Origin of the sequence: Olleya sp. AS48 (genome assembly GCF_038900355.1) — a bacterium.
Taxonomy (GTDB): domain Bacteria; phylum Bacteroidota; class Bacteroidia; order Flavobacteriales; family Flavobacteriaceae; genus Olleya.
On record NZ_JBBMRD010000003.1, the window covers coordinates 137757 to 159276 of the forward strand.

The window sequence follows — 21520 nt, forward strand, 5'->3', positions numbered from 1 at the left end:
CTATAGGTTAAACTAAATTACAAATTTAAGGCACTTATCTCATGTACATTTGTACCATCAACAACAAACAAATACACTTATTATGAAAGTTTTAGCAATAGATGACCAACAATTAGTATTACTGCCTTTACAAAAAAGATTAGTAGAGTTAGGTTACGAAGTAAAAATCGAAACAGATGCAGTTAAAGGTTTAGAATTATATGAATCTTTTAATCCAGATTTAGTAATAGTAGACATCAATATGCCAGGATTATCTGGATTGGAAGTTGTAAAACATATTAGACTGACTAAAAACTCGCAAACACCAATAATGGTTTTGTCTGGTGAAACTAAAGATGAAACTATTACTGAAGGTTTTGAATTAGGTATTAACGACTACATGAAAAAACCATTAAGCTTAAACGAAATTAGTGCTCGTGTAAAACGATTAATTGGTGCACCAGAAGTTTCTAATATAGTAACTAAAAGTGATGTAATGATACAAGAGCGTTGCGTAGGTGTTGTGATCCCATGTTACAATGAAGAAGAGCGTTTACTAAGTGAAGAGTTTATTACTTATATAGATAAAAACTCAGGATATCATTTATGTTTTGTAAATGATGGAAGTAAGGATAAAACATTAGAAGTTTTAAAAGAATTACAAAAAGGAAGAGAAGATTTTATTACAGTTTATGACTGTGAGAAAAACGGAGGAAAAGCTGAAGCTGTACGTTTAGGAATGTTGCATATGGCTAAAAAAGAAGATTTAGACTACATCGGATTTTTAGATGCAGATTTATCTACAGACTTAGCAGATTTTGATGATTTAGTTAAAACTATTGAAACTACAGATTTTAAAATTGTAAGTGGTTCTCGTATTTCAAGAATGGGAGCAAATATTACTAAAGAGTCTGCAAGAAAAATAATTAGCTTAACGATAAACTTTATTATCAGAAAGATTTTAAAAATGGATTTTAAAGACACTCAATGTGGTGCTAAAATCTTCCATAAAGATGTAATTGACATCGCTTTTGGTAAAAAGTTCGTAACACAATGGATTTTTGATGTGGAGATTTTTAAAAGAATGAGTATCCATTTTGGATTAAAAGAAGCAAAAGCAATGCTATGCGAGCAACCATTAAAAAGATGGATACATGCAGATGGTTCTAAATTATCAATGAAGGACTCAGTAAAAATTGTTGGACAATTAGGACAAATTGCTTGGGTTTACAGAAATAAAAAACAAAATTCAAAAGCAGCAGTCGCAACTAAAGTTAATGTAGCCTAATCTTTAAATTTCCCCAAATCATGAAAACAGGTATTATCATAATCTTTCACAATAACGAAAAACAAATTAACCCCTCTTTTTTTATTCAAAAAATAAGAAACACATCAAATTTAAAATTATGTTTTGTTGATAATGATAGTAAGGATAATACATCTGTTATGTTAGACGAAATTAAAGAGGCTTGTCCAGAAGTGTCTGTAGTAAATATTAAAAAGTTTAAATCAGATATTTCGGCAGTCAGAGCAGGAGCAAGATATATGTCCAACCAATTTAATTTAAATCAATTAGGATATGTGTCTGCAAATATGCTAAACATCAAGTATCATGGCTTAAATGGTTTGATAGATGCCATAAACGAAAATCAAGAACTACTATCTAAGTTTAATATCGAAGAGCTTAAAAAACGTAAAATTAAAGTATCTCTGTTTCAAAGCTTGTTTTCAATTATTGATTATTTAAAAAAAATAAAAGTCAAAAACCAGTTTATCGAACTACAATATTTAAGTAAATTTTAAATTCAGAACTATGAAAGTATATCCAATAAAATTCAATCCAATATTAAAAGAAAAAATTTGGGGAGGAAACAAACTAGGAACTTTATTAGGTAAAAACACTGCTAAAGATAATGTTGGCGAAAGTTGGGAGATTTCTGATGTAAATGGAAATATTTCTGAAGTTAGTAATGGTGTATACAAAGGGTCTAGTTTAAAACAACTAATTGCAACACATCAAGCAGATTTGTTAGGTGCAAATAACTTTGCAAATTTTGGATTTGATTTTCCATTGCTAATTAAATTTTTAGATGCCAAAACAGATTTGTCTGTACAAGTGCATCCTGATAATAAAATGGCTAAAAAGCATCATAATAGTTTTGGTAAAACTGAAATGTGGTACATAATGGATAGTGATGAAAATGCAGATATTGTATTAGGGTTAAAAGATAAAACAATAAACCCAGAGGTATTAAACCATATAAATGCAAATAATGTAGATGCTATTTTTAACAGAGAACAAGTTAAAAAAGGCGATAGTTTTTTTATACCAGCAGGAAAAATACATGCTATTGGAGCAGGTGTTTTAGCTGCAGAGATACAACAAACTTCAGATGTTACATATCGCGTATATGATTGGGATAGAGTAGATGATAATGGTCAAAAAAGAGAGTTGCATACTAAGTTAGCTGAGCAAGCAACAAAACAATTTGATACTAACGGTAAAGCTAGTTATAACATAAAACCTAACACTAGGACTAATTTGGTTAATTGCGAATACTTTACAACTAATATTTTGGATATTACTAATCTTCAAGCAAAATCATATGACAACTTGGACTCTTTTGTAATATTTATGTGTGTGGAAGGTACGGTAGAAGTTACCATAGGTACTGAACATGAAACTTTAAAAATGGGCGAAACCATACTAATTCCAGCTAAAGCAAATGCAGTCGTTTTTAATTCTACTAACGCTAAACTATTAGAGGTATATATTGACGATAGCTCAGTAAATAATATACAACACGCATCTTAGTTGTAGTTTTAATAGCTAAACACAAAGCAATTACTATATTTGTGCGCATCAAATAATATTAAATATGAGCGTTTTACAAATGTTAAAAGAAAGAAGTAACTCTAATTGCGAGTTGTGTACTTCTAATGTAGATACAAGACAATATAATATTCCGCCATCATTAAACGAAACTGTTGATACTTGTTTAATGGTATGTGCTAACTGTTATGACCAAATCGAAAAAAACACAGAGATGGACGTTAACCATTGGAGGTGTTTAAACGATAGTATGTGGTCAGAGCACGTTGCTGTTCAGATTATGGCTTGGAGAATGTTACAACGATTAAGAGGCGAAGGTTGGCCAAAAGATTTGTTGGACATGATGTACTTGGACGATGATAACTTAGCAATTGCTAGATTAACGGATGAGCATAAAGATGAAGCGGATAAAATTATCCATAGAGATTGTAATGGTGTAATTTTAGAAACTGGAGATAGTGTTGTATTAGTTAAAGATCTTAAAATAAAAGGCTCTAGTCAAGTGGCTAAACAAGGTACAGCAGTAAGAAATATTAGATTAGATCGTGAAAATGCTACCTATATTGAAGGTAAAGTAGGACCAACACTAACCGTTATTATTACTGAGTACGTTAAGAAACTATAATCTTAATGACAACATATAAAAAAGGCTTCAATTATTAATTGAAGCCTTTTTTGTTATAACGCTTTTTGTTGTTGTTTATAAAAAGCATCTGCTTGAAGTTGCATTAGTTGACTAGCTTTTTTACGTTTGTATTGATACAATTCATCGTCTTCAGATAAATCAGTATAAATTTTATCATTTATTTTAAAGTCAGCTTTCGCAGATAGTTTTCTTTCTTGAACACGTTGCTCAACAACCGTTTTAATAGCTGTTTCTTGATCTTCTAGTTTAAAATCATATTCTCCCTTGGGTGATAATAGTTTCGCTATTATTGGAGAGGTTTCAATAGCTAAAAATAATAAGAATATAAAAAACGACGGTAGCCATGGTAAGGTGTTTAAGGCATTTATTCTGGCCATTAAGCCATCAAAGCCATCAATAATGGGTTGTGTGTTGGCTACTTGTAGCTCATAATCCGAGTTTAGTTTACTTATTTCACTTTCAATAGTTGCAATTTTTGTTTTATTATCTGTTTTTAGTTGCTGTAATTCTGCGAAAGCAGTATCATGTTTATCACGTTTTTCCTGATAGACAGGTCCTTTGCCTAATTTATTAGTGCCAAAGGTACCTTCAGCCTCTGTAATGTATGTGTTGTAAAGGGTGTTAACTTCAGCTTCTTTTGTTGTTATTTCATTTAGAAGGTTGACTATGTTTTGTTTTAATTCATTTTCTTTAGGTGAAAATTGTAAGGCAATATCCTCTTGATTTTGAAGGGTCATTGCATTTTTTTTTGTCAGTAATACTTGATTGATTTCTTTTTCAAAAATCTTAAGCTCTAAAGGTTTTGAGATGACTATAGCTATAATTAAAGCCAAAATTAGTCTAGGTGTGGCTTGTAATAGTTGGTTAACAAAGTTGCCTCTTTTTTTAATAGTTGACACAATAAAGCGGTCTAAATTAAAAATTAAAAGTCCCCAGACTAATCCAAATCCAATGGACATGTATACGTTGTCAAAAACGGTGTAAAGTGCATAGCTAGAAGCTATAAACGCCATTACTGCAGTAAAAAATACGGTTGCGCCTATTCCTGCGTATTTATTTTGTTCGCCAATAGAGGATGTTTTAAGGAGGTCTGTATCTGCTCCAGAACAGATTATAAAAAATTGTTTTAACATGATGTGATTGACTTTAATTGATGACCCTAAGACAAGCTCAGGACTGATTGTCTATTAGAACGCTAAATGTTTGGTTTTGTTACAGTTTAAGCCAAAAAAAAGCTTCATTAATTTGAAGCTTTTTTTATCTAAAAACATATATTACTCGTTTACAACTTTACCATTAACCGTTTTTATTGGTTTTTCAGATAGATGAACAGTGGACACACCGTTATTTGTATGTGATGATATGTTTAATTCTGAATTATTTTTAACTAAATCTAAAGCCTTATCAGAGGTAATGGCTTCTCCATTATAATAAAATAAAGCGTCTTTTTTTGCCATACTAATAATGTGATCTGTAGTTTTCATTGGAGGTGGTGGAGGTGGAAGTGTTAAGTCATCATCCTTCCAAGTTTTTTTAAATTTAATAAAAACTTTACCGTCTTTATAAACTTTAGTTATTTTTTGACCAGGAATTACTTTGCTACCATCTGTTGGAATATTGGATAATTTATTCCCTTTTTTGTCGACTTCAATTCCTGATTTGTTATAATACTTAGTTTTGTTTTTTGTTGTTACAAAAAAATGAGCCTCATCATTAATGTTTATAAATCCTGTTTCAGTATCTGAATTTAAAGGAGCTGGAGGTGGAGGAGGGTTTTTATAAACTTTACCTTTAATGATTTTATTTTCTTTATAGTATTTTTTTATAACTCGTTCTTGTTTTTCTCTCTCTTCTGGTGTTGCATTTGGATTTACAGGTGGAGGTGGAGGTGGTGGTGGAATATTAGATTCTTCTCCTTTTTTTACTTTAGGTGATTCTGAATAATTCTCATCATTTTTGTCCACAACTTTTATAACAACAGGCTTAAGTTTGTTGGATTTAGTTTTGATATCAAATAATTGAATAATATCACCTTTTTTGGTTTTTAAAACATATTGTCTGGCTTCATTATTTGGCATGTTACCTTCGTTAAATAATGTTTTTATTCCAGGGATTTTTAACTTAAAGTTAGTTATATCCTCTTGGTTAGTTGTGCTTAAAATTAACTCTGCTATTCCTTTTTTTGATAAGTTAAGTGTACAACCATCACATGCTATTCCGTTAACTAGTAAAGTAGAGTTTTGTTTGTCAACAATAGATTGATTTTTATAATCTTTAATTACTGAAGCAGCTTTAGTTTCTGCTTTAGGAATTACCTCTTTTTCAACTTCTTTCGTGCTACTAAAACTATAAAGTAATAGCGCTAATAATGGTAATAGCAATAGGCTACGTATCCATTTTGTTTTTGTGGGTGTTTGTGTGTTCATAAGTGTAAAACGTTTTTTGATTGATGAATAATTGATAGCATTTGCTAATGCTAATTCTTGTTGATTGGACGAGAATTGTAATAAAATAGTTTGATAAGTTTTAGTATTGATTCCTTGGTTTATAACATGTTGATCTGCTAAAAACTCATGATTAAGTTTCACTTCTTTTTTTAGCCAATATACTAATGGGTTAAACCAAAAGACGACTTGAAGTAACTCTATAATTATGATGTCTAAACTGTGTTTTTGTTTGGCATGCGTTTGTTCGTGTAATAAGACTTCAGCAGGAATTTGTTTGTTTTCAAACTTGTTTTTATTTAAAAAGATATAATTAAAAAAGGTATGCGGAATTTCTAAATGCTCCATTAAAACATTGATAAAAGATTGGCTTTTAACTTTAGTATGTTTTCTGATTTTTGAAACTATTTTAAATAGATTAGCGCAAAATCTAATAAAGAATAAACCTACTCCTAAAGCATAAATACTCCATAAAATGATGGATAAGTAGTTGGTTTCTTCTACTATTTTAAAATTTGTGTCTAATGGTATTGTTGCCGAAGTATCAAAAATAAATGATGAATTGTCAAAAGTATGGTCGACATATTTTACAAACGTTATAAAAGGGATGATTGCTGCGACTGCAACAGCAACCAATAAATACACACGTTTAAATTTATGAATGCTTAATGGTTCTAAAGCTACTTTGTAAAACAATAGCAAAGCTAAAAGGCAAACACTGGATTTTAATAGTAGTAGTTCCATGATTACTTGTTTTTAATTTCGTTGTCAATTATTGCTCTTAACTCCTCTAATTCATTTTTACTTAAATCGGTTTCTTTGGTAAAAAAAGAGGCAAATTGAGAGCTGCTATTATTAAAAAAGTTTTTTATCAAGCCATTAACGTGTTTAGAAAAATAGTCTTTTTTCTTAACCATTGGTTGGTATTGTCTAGAGTTGCCAAATTTGGTGTAAGTCACAAAACCTTTCTCTGTCATGCGTTTTAATAAGGTTGCGACTGTTGTGTTTGCAGGTTTTGGTTCTGGATAGGCGTCTAATAAATCTTTCATGAAAGCCTTTTCTAGTTTCCATAGATGGTTCATTAATTCTTCTTCCGTTTTTGATAATTGCATGTCTACAAGTTTAGATTAACTTCTACAAATGTAGAATAAAAATTTGATTCTACAAACGTAGAGGTGTTTTTTGTGTTTTTAATTATAAAAAAAAGAACAGTTTGTGATTCATTTTTAATAAGTTACGATTGAGTAATCTTGTGTGAGCTATCACACTCTCTACGTCATCCTGTACTAGTTTCAGAATCCTGTCCGAAACGGAAAAAACTATGTAGTCACGAAAAAGATACGCTTGAAGAATGATTTTTATTAAGTGATTTTTATGACAGGATTGGATTAGTCACTACTTCCTAGAGCGTAAACTCTCAATAACAACTGTAGATAAGATTAGCATTCCGCCAAAAAAAGTGTTCCAAGTAGGGATTTCGTTTAAGAAGAAAAAGGCAATTATAATCCCAAATATTGGTTGTGTACTACCAATAATACTGGCAGTACTGACTTTAAAATGGTTTAAACTTTGAATAAATAATGTGTGTCCAATTGCTGTAGTTACTAATGCAAGTATAATAACATACGGAAACTGTGTGCTTATATTAGAAGTGTCGAATAATAATAAGGCAGGTAATAAAATGATGCTAATTATTAATAATTGAAAAAACATTAGACTGCTACCATGGTAGGAGGTTACGTATTGTTTAAGTATTAAAATACGCATAGCATAACAGAAGGCAGATAATAGTCCAAACAGAATCCCTTTTACGGAGTCATTTTGAAAGTCTAATTCTGGAGAGAGGATATAAATTCCTAAAAGGACCATTGCGCCTAATAAAAGGTGCATGTAATCAAATTTTGTTTTAGAAAATAAGGGTTCTAAAAAGGCTGTCATTATAGGGAATGTAAATAAGGCTAACATACCAATAGCGACACTTGACAACTGTAGTGCTATAAAGTAAGTAATCCAATGCGAAGCCATAAATAAGGCGCTTAACACAAAAGCACCCAAGTCTCTTTTAGAATTTATTTTTAGGGTAATGTTTTTGTATTTGCAATAGCCTAATAATAAAAATAATGCTAGAAAACTACGCCACCAAATGGTTACTGGTGCAGGCATGCTTATATAACGCCCTAAACTACCAGATGTACTAATTAGTAGTGTGGCAAAGGTTAATGCTAATACGTGCTTTAAATGTTGGTTTTTCACTTTGGTTGGTTGTGTAAGCGGTAGTAGTGGCATCCTTTATTTTGCTGCCATATATGGCAAAATAAAGATATAACGGATGACGCGACCACCTTTTGCCTCCTAAAAGCAAAAGGTGGTGACACCCTAATTTTACTTATGCATTTCTGTAAAGTACTTATAGAAATATGGAATAGTTTCGATTCCTTTTAAGTAGTTCCATACTCCAAAATGTTCGTTTGGACTGTGGATTGCGTCGCTATCTAAACCAAAGCCCATTAAAATGGTTTTGCTTTTTAATTCTTGCTCAAATAAAGCTACGATTGGAATACTTCCTCCACTACGTTGTGGTATTGGTGTTTTTCCAAAGGTTTCTTGATAGGCTTTACTTGCTGCTTGGTAACCCACACTGTCTATTGGAGTTACGTAACCTTGTCCACCGTGGTGAGGTGTTACTTTTACTTTAACGCCTTTTGGTGCAATGCTTTCAAAATGGTTTTTGAATAGGTCTGTGATGTTTTCCCAATCTTGGTTTGGGACTAAACGCATCGATATTTTTGCAAATGCTTGACTTGCTATTACTGTTTTTGCGCCTTCTCCAGTATAACCACCCCAAATACCGTTAACGTCTAAGGTTGGTCTAATACTGTTACGCTCGTTGGTTGTATAGCCTTCTTCTCCGTATACAGCATCAATGTTTAAAGCTGCTTTGTATTTGTCTAATGAAAACGGAGCTTTTGCCATTTGTGCACGCTCGTCTAAAGATAACTCTTCTACATTATCATAAAAACCAGGAATGGTAATATGGTTATTGTCATCGTGTAATGAGGCAATCATTTTAGTTAACACATTAATTGGATTGGCAACTGCACCACCATATAATCCTGAGTGTAAATCGCGATTTGGTCCTGTAACTTCTACCTCAACATAACTTAAACCACGTAATCCTGTTGTAATGGATGGTGTGTCTTGTGCGATCATACCAGTATCACTAATTAAGATCACATCGTTAGATAATTTGTCTTGGTTTTGCTTTACAAATTTACCAAGATTAACACTTCCAACTTCCTCTTCACCTTCTATCATAAACTTGACGTTACAAGGTAAAGTGTTGTTTTTTGTCATAAACTCCATTGCTTTGACGTGCATGTACATTTGTCCTTTGTCGTCACAAGCACCACGTGCAAAAATAGCGCCTTCTGGATGTAAATCTGTTGTTTTAATAACAGGCTCAAAAGGAGGAGAGGTCCATAAATTTAATGGATCTGGCGGTTGTACATCATAATGACCATAAACTAAAACGGTTGGTAAGTCTTTATCAATTATTTTATGTGCGTAAATAATTGGATAGCCTTCTGTTTCGCAAATTTCAACCACATCACAACCAGCGTCTTTTAAGCTTTTTGCCACAACGTCTGCGGTGTTAATGGTATGTTCTTTATAAGCAGAATCCGCACTGATTGACGGAATCTTAAGTAATTCTATTAATTCGTCAAGAAAACGTTGCTTGTTTTCTTGGACGTAAGACTTTATGTTTTTCATGAAAATAGATTGAATTTATGTAAAAATACAAAAATGAAAATTATTTGTTTGAAGTTATTATGAATATTCAAACTATTGTTTATATTTGCAATCCGAAATTACGGGTATAAGTTGCAGGCGTGGTGGAATTGGTAGACACGCTAGACTTAGGATCTAGTGCCGCGAGGTGTGAGAGTTCGAGTCTCTCCGCCTGTACAAAGTAAAAAAGCTTCTCTTTTTAGAGAAGCTTTTTTTGTTTTAATACGTCCCACAATAGTGCTGTGAAAACCACAAGATATTCAAAGCCTATAATCCATAAATTTTCTATGTTATCTGCATTGGCATATGCTAAATAACTTATTATGATTATAAAACTCCAAATTAATGGATACTTGTAGTTTGTAAATATAGAAAGCAATAAAATGGATGCAATGTACCATGGGTGTACGGTTGTACTTAGTAATAAGTATACTGTAAAAGCAATAAGCATACTTTTTACCAATGTTATAAAGTTTTGGTCTTGTCTGGTTAGTGCTATGTACCAAATTGAGGTAAAAATTATTATAGGTAATATTTTACCAATTATTGCTATTTGATTGTATCCAGTAATTAAATAACCAACCTCTCGAGCGATGTAATATATACTTGCATTAAACTCGAAATCTCCAAACCATAAACCTACAGTTTTGGAGTAGTTGTTTACAAATTCCATTGAAAAAAATGGTGTAAATAATACTAATGTAGAGACGCCAATTATTAAATAGAAACAAATTAGTTTTTTGAAATCAATTTTGGAATGGTTGTCTTTAACTCTAAACCATTTTACAAATAACGGTAAAAATAAAAGAGGGACTAGTTTTGTTGAAATTGACAGCGCAAAGACTACAGCAGCCCATTGCCATTTGTTTTTATGTAATAAGTATAAGCTTAGTATTAAAAAGAATATCATGACACCTTCAAAGTGTAAATTCCCTGTTAGTTCTATTATAATAAATGGGTTTAGGGTATACCAGAATATTTTATGTGGTTTTAGTCCTAGTCTTTTTAATAGTTTAGCTCCAAAATATAGGGTTCCGATATCTGCAGCTATTATTATTAGTCTTAATCCTATTACTGATACCAGAATGCTTGAAGAAGAGAATAAATTAGCTAGCGTAAATAGTAATTGATTTATTGGAGGATAGTTGGAGTAGTGGCTAGCGTTAAGCGCTTGCATACCTGTTACTAATTGTTGTGCTTGATCAATAGGATAGTTTCCTGATATTATAAAACTTGCAGGTGTATGTAAGTAAGGATTAAAGCCTTGTAATATCATGCGTCCATCCCAAATAAAACGGTAAAAATCTTGTGATAAATTAGGGATTGCTAATAAAAAGATTAATCTGCTAATGATTGTTATTGCAACTAAAAGCTTAAAACTATTTTTGTTATTATTTAGTATTTTAAGAAATAATCCAAATAATACAATATATATGGATATTAGATTGGTGTGGTCTATTCTTGCTATATCATATGCAAACACGCCATACAAACAAAAGCTAGCTAGTATTAGCAGTAGTGTTAGTTTGTTAGTTTTTAAAAAATATGTATTAAGCATGATGCGTCCTGCGTTAGCGGTTGAAATGGCATCCTTTTTTGCGATAGTTTACAACAAATCTTTGCTGTTTACAAAGAGTTTGTGTTATAAAACAATTTTGAATTAATATAAAACTGCGTCGCAGAAAAGATATAATGGAAGACGCGACCCTTGTGGTAACGCCCAAAATACTATGCTTTAGAGGTTAGGGATTTAAAAAACACAAATCCAAAGCCTACGGTTAACATTAAGTGAAATGGAAATAAACCGAAGTCTCCTCCTTTATCTCCAACCACAAAAGCACTGTACATACCAAACGCAAAGTATAGCATTAATGCACCTTCAAAAATCACATTAATGGATATATTTTTACGTAAATATTTATTGCCTTTCCAACTATCTTTAAGTGTACTGATATTAAATTTTGGTGTGCGTACAAACTCACTACGTTTACCAACATGACCTTCTAATACTGCAATAGAATTGTGTAATGAAAAGCCCATAGCTATTGAGAAAAACGTAAAAAATAGTGCAATGTATTTTAAAAAGTCTTTAAATGTGTTACCATGACTTTGCTTATACATAACCCAATAACACACAAAAAATATGATTGTACTAACTACAAAAAAGCTCATGACGTAAAAGTATGGTCTTAGGTGTGCGTATTCGTTTTTAATGTACAACATTGGGATACTTAATATACCAACAATTAATACGTTTAAAAACATAGTACTATTTAGTAAGTGTAATAATCCGTGAAGTTTAGTTTTTGCTGTAATATTTTTACTTTTAACCACACGTCCAAACATTTTTTGGAAGTTTTCGGCACCACCTTTATTCCATCTAAACTGTTGTGATCTTGCTGCGCTAATTACCACAGGAAGCTCTGCTGGAGTTTCAACGTCTTCCAAATATTTAAATTTCCAGTTTTTAAGTTGCGCTCTGTAACTTAAATCTAAATCTTCTGTTAAGGTGTCACCTTCCCAGTTTCCTGCGTCTAAAATACAGTCTTTACGCCATACACCAGCTGTACCATTAAAGTTAATAAAATGACCTTTGCTACTACGTCCAACTTGCTCCAAAGTAAAGTGTGCATCTAAAGCAAAGGCTTGTATTTTTGTTAATGTAGAATAATCTCTGTTAATGTGTCCCCAACGTGTCTGTACCACACCAATTTCTGGGTCTTTAAAAAACGGAATTGTTTTTTTAAGCCAATTTGGTTCTGGTAAAAAATCGGCATCAAAAATAGCAACATATTCTCCTTTTGCTATCTCTAAACCTTCTTTTAAAGCACCTGCTTTAAAACCTTGTCTGTTAGTTCTGGTAATATGTGTAATATCTAACCCTTTTGCTTTAAGTTGGTCAACGTGAGCTTTGGTTGTAGCAACGGTCTCATCCGTAGAGTCGTCTAAAACTTGGATTTCTAATTTGTCTTTTGGATAATCCATTAAGGCTATGTTGTCCAATAGACGATCCATAACGTACAACTCGTTAAAAACAGGAAGTTGAATAGTTACAAACGGAATTTCTTCCGAATTATTAAAGTTAAATTTTGGTCCGTTTTCTTCTTTCTTTTTTGCTGCTAAGTAATTAAACAGTAGGTTTAATTGTGCCAAAGCATACATGAAAATAAGTACTAGCGCAATGCTATAAATAATAATGGTAATGGTTTCGAGAATCACTTTTTAAAACTGTATTTGAAAATCCACGTTAGTATTTTAACGCCTGCAAATATACTACCTTTTATTGTTCCTGAAACTTTTGAGACACCAATTCTATTTCTGTAGTTTACAGGGACTTCTATATAGCTTAGTTTTTGCTTTAATACTTTTAGTTGCATTTCTACCGTCCAGCCATAGGTTTTATCTACCATGTTTAAAGCCAGAAGCTTGTCATATTTAATAGCTCTGAATGGTCCTAAGTCAGAAAATTTAGCGCCAAAAAAAAGTGACATTAAGGTTGTTGCTAACCAATTACCAAACACTTGTTGTGGCATCATACTGCCTTCTTCTCTTAATTTTTTGACACGTGCACCAATAACAAAGTCCATATTTTGATCTATAATTGGCGCTACAATTTTGGTTAATTCTTCCGGATAGTCACTATAATCTCCATCTAAAAACACCACAATATCAGGTTTGCTATCTTGTTTAGCGATATAATCCATACCTTTTAAGCAAGCATAACCGTAGCCTTTATTGTTTTCTTGTAAAACAGTTGCGCCTGCGTTTTTTGCATTAACTTCTGTTAAGTCTGTCGAGTTGTTGCTAACTACAATCACCTCATCAACTAATTTAGGAATATCGTTTATAACGTTTGCAATAGAATCTTGCTCATTGTAGGCAGGAATGATGACTTTTATTTTGGTCATTTAAGGTCGCTTAATTTATTTTCTTTTTTAAAGGACTTTAAATCGGTCCATTCTTTTATTTTTTGTCCTGCTTTAAATTTTACTGCAGATATTAACGCTTCGTTTTTATACATAAGACAATATCCGTTTTTTTGATTGTCTTTAAGTTGACATTTATGATTAATTTTTTCGTTTTGATCATAAAATAGCCACCATTTTACCTTTTTATCAGTTATGTAATGGCCTTCCTTTTCTTTTTTACCGCTTTCGCGGAAATATTGCCAGTAGCCAACTTTTAGGTTTTGGTTAAATCTTCCAAATTTAGAAATTACTGAGTTGCTATGATAGAATTTCCAGAATTTATTTTTTAAATCGTTTAAATAATGTCCTTCGCTTTTAGTTTTTGAATTGTCATAATAGGTTTTCCAGTAGCCATTTTTTACTCCATTTATATAAAGACCTTGACTTTTTAAGTAGGTATTTTTATAATATGTTTTCCAGTAACCACTGGTTTTACCATGAAGATAATTGCCAGCTTTGTGTAAGGTGTTGTTATTGTGATAGTAAGTCCAATACTTTTCTTTTAAGCCTTTATTATAATTGCCTTTAGCTTTGATTGTTTTATTGTCATGATACTCTATCCAATAACTTGTTTTAAGGTTGTAACTATAGTTTCCTTTTTCTTTAATGCTTCCGTCTGGGTAGTAATAAATCCAAAAATCTATTTTGTTATTATCGCTAGTCCAACCTTTAGACAATAGGTTACCGTTATCGTAATACGTCCTTACGTAAGTTTTTTCCGCGTAAGCGTTATAACCCAAAACAATAAAGCAATATAGTACAAAGGTTTTCATTTTATTTTTTGTTTACAAAATCCATTAAGTCAACATCATTACCTAATAAGACTTCTGTTGGATTGATACGTCCATCCATAGTATCGTTTTCTAATTTTAAAACACCTCTTGGGCAAACAGCACTACAAACACCACATCCAACACAACTTGAACGTACAATGTTTTCTCCTTTTTGCGCATAGGCACGTACATCAATTCCCATTTCGCAACTGTTTGAGCAATTACCACATGAGATGCATTGTCCACCATTGGTTGTGATTCTGAATTTTGAAAATAAACGTTGTTGAAATCCTAATATAGCTGCCATAGGACATCCAAATCTACACCAAGATCTGCTACCTAAAATTGGGTAAAAACCTGTTCCGATAACTCCTGAAAATATGGAGCCTATGTAGATTCCATAAGTGGATCTTAAAGCACTACCTTTTACAAAAAATAAGTGATCTGTTGTAGATGTAAAGTGCATAATTAATAACAGAGCAATTACAACAGCATAACCAATTGCACCAGCTTTAGCATCTTTACCAAGCTCTTTCCCTCTAAAATACATGACACCTGCAAAAATAATGGTTAAAAATGTTATTACAGAAATGATAAAAACATCACGTGTTAACCAAAAATTATTACTGTCTTTGCCTAAATAGCTATACACCATTGCTGTTGTCATCACTACAGAAAATACCAAAACAGTATGTATTAACCATCGTTCTAGCTTCCAAGCAGAAAGTTTTTTTGAAGATAGATGTCTAAAACTATCACCTGCTGTTTCGGCTAGACCACCACAACCACAAACCCATGAGCAATACCAACGTTTTCCGTATTTATATGTTAAAATAGGAGTAATGATAAAGGTTGAAGCTATCCCAAAAATAATTAAAGCTAGTCCTAAATTACCATTAGATAAAAAGCCTTTTACAGACCACTCATCAAAAATGTAATAATTTAATGGCCAAACGCTTTTAAGATCATAATAAGGTAAATCATTATTCATGACGTACATAAATTCTGGGATTAAAAAAGCAAAACCTAACTGAAAAAACATAACAGAAACGGTTCGGATTTGCTGATAGCGATTATGTCTATATTTTAAAATGTATTTGTAACCAAATGCTAAAATGGCAATGGTATATAATGTCCCATAGACAAACCATTGACTAGCATTTCTACCACTTAATAAATTGCTTAAAGGGTCGAATAATCTAATTAAACCAGTGTTTGCTGCACCATCTTTACCTAAACCTAAATATTCAGGAAAAAAGTACAATACAATATAAAAACTGGTTAGTATGATACCCAAAGCCCAACCCCAAAATCCTCTAGATGAAATGGATTTATACCAAACTCCGTCATTTTTTATACCTTCTAATTTGGTTAAATACGCTTCTCTAGAATATATAATAACACCAACTGTAATCAATCCTAATGCTAGCGTTAAAAATAATGCTGTATTTGGTAGATTGACGTTAAATAAGGCTAATGCCAAAATTAATAGTCCAACAAGACCAATACCTAAAGCAAATTTTTGTTTTGTTGATATATGAAACGCATCTGGTGATGCTAATGACATACTATGATTTAATTTATTACTCATATTGGGATGTTGTTATACTGTTTGTAGTTGTTTGTTGTATGCCTTTAGGATATCCTGCTCAAAATGTTTGTAAAATTCTGGATCAAAATTGGCTTCTTTTAAGTTATTAATTACGTAATCTACATCACGTTGTTCTGTCAACCAAGTATCAAAAGTTTCGTGTCGCATTCGGATACCAAAAGTGTTAATGCCTAAAAAAGTCTTGGTGTCTTTATTGTAAGCTACGGTTATACATTTGGTGTCATCCTCATGTTTCCAATGGAAATGTTTTTCGTGCTCAGGACGTCCACGCTCTCCAAAAACCCAACCGTAAGTTTGGTATTCGATATCTAAAAATTTTGCACTATTAAACCAATGTCCTGGTTTGTATTGTAGTTTATTTCCGCAAATGGTTTGTGCTAAAGTTTCTCCCATCATACGTCCTGTGTACCAAACCGCTTCAATAGGACGTCTGTTACCAATAGCTTCGTGTTGCTCAGCGCAATCTCCAATTGCATATACATCTTTGATGTTAGTTTCTAAATAACGATTGACTAGTACACCTCGTTTGGTTTCAATTTTAGAGTCTTTTAAAAATGAAATGTTTGGAGATACTCCAGCAGTCAGTCCAACTAGGTTACAGGCTATTTCTTCTCCAGTTTCTTCAATAATTATGGATTTTACGTTTCCGTGTTCGTCCGATTTGATTTCTTTTAGATTAGTGTTTAATCTTAAATCAATGTGGTGATTTTTAATGTGTCTGTTAATCATTTGACTTTCGCCTTCAGGTAAAACACCATTCCAAAAACTAGTCTCTCTAACTAAAAAAGTAACTGGTATGTCTCTTGAATTTAGCATTTCTGCCATTTCAATACCAATTAATCCTCCACCAACAATTACAGCATGTTTACAAGTTTTGTTATCTGGTGCAGTTTGCTGCATGTTATCTAAATCTTGTTTACTGTATAAGCCTTGTACACCTTTTAGATCTTGTCCTGGCCAACCAAATTTATTAGGTTTACTTCCTGTGGCAATTACTAATTTATCATACGACATTGCATCACCTTTAGTAAAGTGGAGTGTTTTTTTATCAGTATCTATAGCATTGACATAACCTTTTTTAAGCTCAATACGGTTTTTCTCCCAAAACCAATTTTCGTAAGGTTGGGTGTGTTCAAACTTCATGTGACCCATGTACACATACATTAAAGCTGTACGAGAAAAAAAGTAATCCGTTTCAGCAGAAACGATAGTAATTTTTTTATCTGATAATTTTCTGACGTGTCTTGCTAGAGTAACTCCAGAAATTCCGTTTCCTATAATGACGATGTGTTCCATAAATTGAGATTGTTAGATAGTCTGTCGGTTTTAAAGTTAAAAACTTAATTGGTTTAGTAGTTTAGAATGGGTTTAAATTACTCGTGTTTGTAAGGTTTTGAAAAACATTGAGACGTCAATTTTTTTTTATTTTTTTGAAAGTTTTTGTTAAATGTTAAGACTTTATTAATGTTACAAAGATTTAAAAACCAATATAATGATTAAAAATAGCCTAATAATAGTCCTTGTTGTCAGCGGATTATTTTCCGCGAAAGCGCAAACCCTTAACGACTTTTTTACACAAACAGACGCCTTTTTAAAATCCTACGTGGTTAAAGGTAAAGTAGATTATAAAGCAGTTAAGGAAAACGTGGTTAGTTTAAACACAATTTTAACTATTGCAGATCAAATTACTGTAGACCAAACAGATGCTAAAAACTATCAAGCTTTTTGGATTAATGCTTATAATTTGTCTGTTATTAAAGGGATTGTTGATAATTATCCGATAGCTTCACCATTGGATAAAGCTGGTTTTTTTGATAAAACAACGTACAGTTTAGCAGGACAAAAGTTGACATTAAACACCATTGAAAATGAATTGTTAAGAGCCAAGTTTAATGATGCAAGATTTCATTTTGTACTTGTTTGTGGTGCCAATGGTTGTCCGCCTTTAATTGCTAATGCTTATTTGCCAAAAACACTTGATGCGCAATTAGAGCAGCAAACAAAATTAGCGTTAAATGGTGATTATTTTGTGAAAGTTGATGATAAAAAGAAAACGGTTGAAGCTTCTGAAATCATGAAATGGTACAATGAAGATTTTGTGCAAAACGGTATGACTGAAATTGAATTTATAAATAAATACAGAGCCAATACAATACCTGAAAATTATAAGTTAAAGTACTTTTCTTATAACTGGAAACTTAATAAACAATAAAAAAATAACGCTTTCGCGGAAAGCAAAACAAAAAAAAGCATGAAAAAACTAACTTTACTACTAATCGCTATTGCAACTTCAATAACTGGTTTTTCTCAAGATGATGACACTTCAGGAAGTAACATTCAAACCTACACACCTTCTAAATTATTAAGCCAAGGACAATGGGATATTAAATTTTTTAATAACCTATATACGCAAACAGAAAGTACGTTTACATCAAGTACAGAAGCTAGAGAGACTTATTTTACTTCAACCGTAGATGTGTTTACAGGTATTAGTGCTAACAACCGCTTTAATGTTGGTTTATTATTAGAGTTTAGGTCTAATGTTATTGGAGATCGTGATGCTTTAGATGTGTTTAAATTTGATGGTGAATCAAATACAGCACGTTCTGGTTTTACCTCTTTTGCGCCTGCAGTTAAATTTAATCCTATAAAAAGTGTTAGTAATTTTACTATCCAGACAGCGTTTCATATCCCTTTAGTAGATAACGAAAGTGAAAATGGAGTGTTTTTAGATCAAAAAGGGTTTACGTTTCAAAATCGTTTTTTTTATGATTACAATTTCAACTCTAAATGGCAATTATTTACAGAGCTTAATACAGAATATCACTTTGGTAAAAAAGAAGAAAGCTTTGCTAATAACAGTTTAAGCTTAACACCAGGTTTGTTTTTAAGTTATTTCCCGAGTTCTAAATTTACCGTTTTAGGATTAGTACAACACTCACAACGTATAGATACAGGTAATGATTTTGAACAAGATTTTACTGCAGTTGGAGGAGGAGCAAAATACCAAATTAGTGATGTGTTAAATATTGAAACTTTATACTCTAAATTTGTTAGAGGAAGCAATACTGGTTTAGGACAATCTTTTAATATTGGTTTAAGAGCCTTGTTTTAATAATTAAATAGTAATATAAAAGTAAATATATCCTGCTGAAAAGCGGGATTTATTTATATTTAGTAAAAAAACATGATGCGCTTTATTCAGCTTTTACTTATTGCAATTTTACTTCAATCTTGTACAGCACAAGACAAAAAAATAAACGGAGTAAGTTTTGTGGCGCACAGAGATAGTATTACTCAGCAAAATATCAATCCACTTTTAAATGTTAATGCCAATTATGCTGCCATTATGCCTTTTGGTGTTATTAAAGATTTAGCTCATCCTGAGGTTAGTTATGGAGCCGAAAGACAATGGTTTGGTGAGACTAAAATAGGTGGCAAACAGTATGTAAATGCCTTAAAAAAAGATAACATTAAAATCATGCTTAAACCGCAACTTTGGGTTTGGCATGGCGAGTTTACTGGTTTTATAACAATGAAAACTGAAGCGGATTGGAAAATCTTAGAAGAAACTTACACTAAATATATTCTAGATTTTGCTCAAGTGGCTCAAGATACAAAAGCAGAAATTTTTTGTATTGGTACAGAATTAGAGAACTTTGTGGAACAGCGACCAGACTATTGGATTAATTTAATTACTAAGGTCAGAGCTATTTATAAAGGTAAATTAACTTACGCAGCTAATTGGAATGAGTATACAAAAACACCTTTTTGGGAACAATTAGATTATATTGGTATTGATGCCTATTTTCCGGTTAGTGATAGTAAAACACCTACTGTAGAAGAGTGTTTAAAGGGCTGGATAAAGCATAAAAAAACAATAGTAGAGTTTACTGAAAAATATAATAAACCAATTTTGTTTACCGAGTTTGGTTACCGTAGTGTAGATTATGCAGGTAAAGCACCATGGACTGTAGATAGAATTGAAGAAAAAGTAAATCTAGAAGCACAGGTTAATACTACCAAAGCTTTATTTGAAGCTTTCTGGAAAGAAGACTGGTTTGCAGGAGGTTTTGTCTGGAAATGGTTTATAAATCATGACAAAGTTGGAGGTGTGGATAATAACCGTTTTACACCACAAAATAAACCTGCAGAAACCCTTATTAAAGAACATTATAAAGTAAATTAAATGAAGTATTTATTATTTGTTTTAACCTTTTTTGGAGTTACAATTGCGCAATCGCAAAACATTACTGATTTAAAAATACAAGGCAATAAAAAGCTAAAATCTAGTTTTGTCAAAAAAGTAGCTAATGCTAAGCCTGGTGCAGTTTTAGATAGTATCCAGTTGGACGAAGATATTAAGTTGTTAAAACGATTACCTTCAGTTTCTCATGCGTATTATCAAGTATTTCCTTCAGAAAATGGAGATTATAATGTGTTTTATAATATCGAAGAAAATTTTACAATAATACCTTCTTTTAATGTGTATACTTCAAATGATGGCGAGTTTGCTTACAGACTTGGAGTGTATGAGTTTAATCTTTTAGGTCAAAATATGATTTTTGGTGGATTTTATCAAAAAGACATATTCAGTTCATATGGTATAAATTTTAGAGCACCTTATTTGTTTAGTCGTCAGTTTGGTTTGGCAATTAATCATCAGGATTTACAAACCTTAGAACCTGTTTTTTTTGATAATACCACTTCAGATTATAGATACAGAAATAAATCTTTTGAAGTTTTAGGATTGTATCAGCCTAACTTTAATAACCGTTTTGAGTTTGGTATTAATTCTTTTTTAGAAGAATATGAATATCAGTCAGGAGCAACAAATCCTGATGTTCCTCAAGTATTAAGTGTTAATAAATTACTGTATAAAGCCATCTACGAATACAATAATCTAGATTACAATTACCAATACGTTTCGGGTTTTAAAAGTCAATTAAATGTACAATATGTAACGTCTACTAGTGATGATTTACCTGAATTTTTAATTGGATGGAATGATTTTAATTATTACAAAAGAGTAGGGCAAAGAGGGAATTGGGCAACACGTGTTAGATTAGGTTTATCCAGTAATGACGAGACCCCTTTTGCACCATTTTCAGTGGATAATAATTTAAATATTAGAGGTGTTGGTAATACCATTGATAGAGGTACAGGAGCAGTCGTTTTAAATACAGAGTATAGACACACGTTATATGAAAAAGGTTGGTTTGCACTACAAGGTAATGCGTTTGTAGATGCAGGAAGTTGGCGAAATCCTGGTGGAGATTTAGGTGATTTTGGTGATGCCGATAACTTACGAGTGTTTCCTGGTGTAGGCTTGCGTTTTATACACAAATCTATTTTTAATGCTATTTTTAGAATAGATTATGGTTACGGAATTTCAGAAAAGGATGGTCAAGGCTTGGTCTTTGGTATCGGTCAATATTTTTAATAACAGTCTTAATTTAATTAAATATTAAAGTAA

The 21520-nt window shown here is 31.9% G+C and carries 19 protein-coding genes and 1 tRNA gene; 9 read left to right on the forward strand and 11 right to left on the reverse strand.

Annotation, left to right across the window (positions count from 1 at the left end):
• Positions 1 to 82 precede the first annotated feature (82 nt).
• The 4 genes from WNY60_RS05680 (at position 83) to WNY60_RS05695 (ending at position 3437) form a co-directional block, all read left to right on the forward strand.
• Entirely contained in the window at positions 83 to 1267 is a 1185-nt protein-coding gene (locus WNY60_RS05680) for a response regulator (RefSeq protein ID WP_145003888.1), read from the forward strand.
• A 20-nt stretch (positions 1268 to 1287) separates the two neighbouring features.
• Positions 1288 to 1782: a glycosyltransferase gene (locus WNY60_RS05685; RefSeq protein WP_145003885.1), complete on the forward strand. Its 495-nt coding sequence runs from the start codon at positions 1288 to 1290 to the stop codon at positions 1780 to 1782.
• A 10-nt stretch (positions 1783 to 1792) separates the two neighbouring features.
• Positions 1793 to 2794 carry a type I phosphomannose isomerase catalytic subunit gene (locus WNY60_RS05690; RefSeq protein WP_145003882.1) on the forward strand — a complete coding sequence of 334 codons (1002 nt, stop codon included), beginning with the start codon at positions 1793 to 1795 and terminating at the stop codon, positions 2792 to 2794.
• Positions 2795 to 2858: 64 nt separating this feature from the next.
• The gene (locus WNY60_RS05695; RefSeq protein WP_145003879.1) at positions 2859 to 3437 is read left to right on the forward strand and encodes an alkylphosphonate utilization protein; all 579 of its coding nucleotides are present in this window, start codon (positions 2859 to 2861) and stop codon (positions 3435 to 3437) included.
• Positions 3438 to 3490: 53 nt separating this feature from the next.
• On the opposite strand, the gene WNY60_RS05700 is transcribed toward WNY60_RS05695, so the two are convergent.
• From WNY60_RS05700 to WNY60_RS05720, 5 genes are all read right to left on the reverse strand, one after another.
• The gene (locus WNY60_RS05700) at positions 3491 to 4591 is read right to left on the reverse strand and encodes a DUF4407 domain-containing protein (RefSeq protein WP_342861774.1); all 1101 of its coding nucleotides are present in this window, start codon (positions 4589 to 4591) and stop codon (positions 3491 to 3493) included.
• A 141-nt stretch (positions 4592 to 4732) separates the two neighbouring features.
• A complete protein-coding gene (locus WNY60_RS05705; RefSeq protein WP_342861776.1) occupies positions 4733 to 6646 on the reverse strand; it encodes a M56 family metallopeptidase in 1914 nt (637 codons plus the stop codon).
• 2 nt (positions 6647 to 6648) lie between these two features.
• Entirely contained in the window at positions 6649 to 7014 is a 366-nt protein-coding gene (locus tag WNY60_RS05710) for a BlaI/MecI/CopY family transcriptional regulator (RefSeq protein WP_342861778.1), read from the reverse strand.
• A gap of 283 nt (positions 7015 to 7297) precedes the next feature.
• Entirely contained in the window at positions 7298 to 8188 is an 891-nt protein-coding gene (locus tag WNY60_RS05715; protein ID WP_342861780.1) for a DMT family transporter, read from the reverse strand.
• Positions 8189 to 8284: 96 nt separating this feature from the next.
• Positions 8285 to 9673 carry a dipeptidase gene (locus tag WNY60_RS05720; protein ID WP_342861781.1) on the reverse strand — a complete coding sequence of 463 codons (1389 nt, stop codon included), beginning with the start codon at positions 9671 to 9673 and terminating at the stop codon, positions 8285 to 8287.
• Positions 9674 to 9786: 113 nt separating this feature from the next.
• Here WNY60_RS05720 and WNY60_RS05725 point away from each other — a divergent pair.
• Positions 9787 to 9868: transfer RNA gene (locus WNY60_RS05725), tRNA-Leu, on the forward strand.
• 22 nt (positions 9869 to 9890) lie between these two features.
• Here WNY60_RS05725 and mptB read toward each other — a convergent pair.
• The 6 genes from mptB to WNY60_RS05755 all read right to left on the reverse strand — a co-directional run bounded on the left by mptB (position 9891) and on the right by WNY60_RS05755 (position 17340).
• Entirely contained in the window at positions 9891 to 11249 is a 1359-nt protein-coding gene (gene mptB, locus WNY60_RS05730) for a polyprenol phosphomannose-dependent alpha 1,6 mannosyltransferase MptB (RefSeq protein ID WP_342861782.1), read from the reverse strand.
• 170 nt (positions 11250 to 11419) lie between these two features.
• Positions 11420 to 12910 carry a cellulose synthase family protein gene (locus WNY60_RS05735; RefSeq protein WP_342861783.1) on the reverse strand — a complete coding sequence of 497 codons (1491 nt, stop codon included), beginning with the start codon at positions 12908 to 12910 and terminating at the stop codon, positions 11420 to 11422.
• Positions 12907 to 13599: a glycosyltransferase family 2 protein gene (locus WNY60_RS05740; protein ID WP_342861784.1), complete on the reverse strand. Its 693-nt coding sequence runs from the start codon at positions 13597 to 13599 to the stop codon at positions 12907 to 12909. The genes WNY60_RS05735 and WNY60_RS05740 overlap by 4 nt, the downstream gene beginning before the upstream one ends.
• On the reverse strand, positions 13596 to 14432 hold the full coding sequence (locus WNY60_RS05745) for a hypothetical protein (protein WP_342861785.1): 837 nt from the start codon (positions 14430 to 14432) through the stop codon (positions 13596 to 13598). Before WNY60_RS05745 ends, WNY60_RS05740 begins: the two co-directional genes overlap by 4 nt.
• Before the next feature lies 1 nt (position 14433).
• Positions 14434 to 16023 (reverse strand): 4Fe-4S dicluster domain-containing protein, encoded by a 1590-nt coding sequence (locus WNY60_RS05750; RefSeq protein WP_145003847.1) that lies wholly within the window; start codon positions 16021 to 16023, stop codon positions 14434 to 14436.
• A 12-nt stretch (positions 16024 to 16035) separates the two neighbouring features.
• Positions 16036 to 17340, reverse strand: a complete 1305-nt coding sequence (locus WNY60_RS05755) for an FAD-dependent oxidoreductase (protein ID WP_342861786.1) — start codon at positions 17338 to 17340, stop codon at positions 16036 to 16038.
• Positions 17341 to 17536: 196 nt separating this feature from the next.
• Between WNY60_RS05755 and WNY60_RS05760 the strand changes: the two genes are divergently transcribed.
• The 4 genes from WNY60_RS05760 (at position 17537) to WNY60_RS05775 (ending at position 21487) form a co-directional block, all read left to right on the forward strand.
• Positions 17537 to 18256: a DUF547 domain-containing protein gene (locus tag WNY60_RS05760; protein WP_342861787.1), complete on the forward strand. Its 720-nt coding sequence runs from the start codon at positions 17537 to 17539 to the stop codon at positions 18254 to 18256.
• Between the two features lie 39 nt (positions 18257 to 18295).
• Complete coding sequence (locus WNY60_RS05765; RefSeq protein ID WP_342861789.1) at positions 18296 to 19159, forward strand: hypothetical protein; 864 nt, start codon at positions 18296 to 18298, stop codon at positions 19157 to 19159.
• 75 nt (positions 19160 to 19234) lie between these two features.
• Positions 19235 to 20233 (forward strand): glycoside hydrolase, encoded by a 999-nt coding sequence (locus WNY60_RS05770; RefSeq protein ID WP_145006762.1) that lies wholly within the window; start codon positions 19235 to 19237, stop codon positions 20231 to 20233.
• Complete coding sequence (locus WNY60_RS05775; protein ID WP_342861790.1) at positions 20234 to 21487, forward strand: POTRA domain-containing protein; 1254 nt, start codon at positions 20234 to 20236, stop codon at positions 21485 to 21487. It begins immediately after the preceding gene.
• Positions 21488 to 21520: the final 33 nt, after the last annotated feature.

What these genes read in the sequence shown, in the direction of transcription:
- WNY60_RS05705 (WP_342861776.1), bottom strand. Translation starts at nt 6,646, where the DNA reads ATGGAACTACTACTATTAAAATCCAGTGTTTGCCTTTTAGCTTTGCTA.
- WNY60_RS05765 (WP_342861789.1), top strand. Translation starts at nt 18,296, where the DNA reads ATGAAAAAACTAACTTTACTACTAATCGCTATTGCAACTTCAATAACT.
- WNY60_RS05740 (WP_342861784.1), bottom strand. Translation starts at nt 13,599, where the DNA reads ATGACCAAAATAAAAGTCATCATTCCTGCCTACAATGAGCAAGATTCT.
- WNY60_RS05700 (WP_342861774.1), bottom strand. Translation starts at nt 4,591, where the DNA reads ATGTTAAAACAATTTTTTATAATCTGTTCTGGAGCAGATACAGACCTC.
- WNY60_RS05775 (WP_342861790.1), top strand. Translation starts at nt 20,234, where the DNA reads ATGAAGTATTTATTATTTGTTTTAACCTTTTTTGGAGTTACAATTGCG.
- WNY60_RS05770 (WP_145006762.1), top strand. Translation starts at nt 19,235, where the DNA reads ATGCGCTTTATTCAGCTTTTACTTATTGCAATTTTACTTCAATCTTGT.
- WNY60_RS05715 (WP_342861780.1), bottom strand. Translation starts at nt 8,188, where the DNA reads ATGCCACTACTACCGCTTACACAACCAACCAAAGTGAAAAACCAACAT.
- WNY60_RS05750 (WP_145003847.1), bottom strand. Translation starts at nt 16,023, where the DNA reads ATGAGTAATAAATTAAATCATAGTATGTCATTAGCATCACCAGATGCG.
- WNY60_RS05710 (WP_342861778.1), bottom strand. Translation starts at nt 7,014, where the DNA reads ATGCAATTATCAAAAACGGAAGAAGAATTAATGAACCATCTATGGAAA.
- WNY60_RS05680 (WP_145003888.1), top strand. Translation starts at nt 83, where the DNA reads ATGAAAGTTTTAGCAATAGATGACCAACAATTAGTATTACTGCCTTTA.
- WNY60_RS05695 (WP_145003879.1), top strand. Translation starts at nt 2,859, where the DNA reads ATGAGCGTTTTACAAATGTTAAAAGAAAGAAGTAACTCTAATTGCGAG.
- WNY60_RS05745 (WP_342861785.1), bottom strand. Translation starts at nt 14,432, where the DNA reads ATGAAAACCTTTGTACTATATTGCTTTATTGTTTTGGGTTATAACGCT.
- WNY60_RS05720 (WP_342861781.1), bottom strand. Translation starts at nt 9,673, where the DNA reads ATGAAAAACATAAAGTCTTACGTCCAAGAAAACAAGCAACGTTTTCTT.
- WNY60_RS05690 (WP_145003882.1), top strand. Translation starts at nt 1,793, where the DNA reads ATGAAAGTATATCCAATAAAATTCAATCCAATATTAAAAGAAAAAATT.
- WNY60_RS05755 (WP_342861786.1), bottom strand. Translation starts at nt 17,340, where the DNA reads ATGGAACACATCGTCATTATAGGAAACGGAATTTCTGGAGTTACTCTA.
- WNY60_RS05685 (WP_145003885.1), top strand. Translation starts at nt 1,288, where the DNA reads ATGAAAACAGGTATTATCATAATCTTTCACAATAACGAAAAACAAATT.
- mptB (WP_342861782.1), bottom strand. Translation starts at nt 11,249, where the DNA reads ATGCTTAATACATATTTTTTAAAAACTAACAAACTAACACTACTGCTA.
- WNY60_RS05760 (WP_342861787.1), top strand. Translation starts at nt 17,537, where the DNA reads ATGATTAAAAATAGCCTAATAATAGTCCTTGTTGTCAGCGGATTATTT.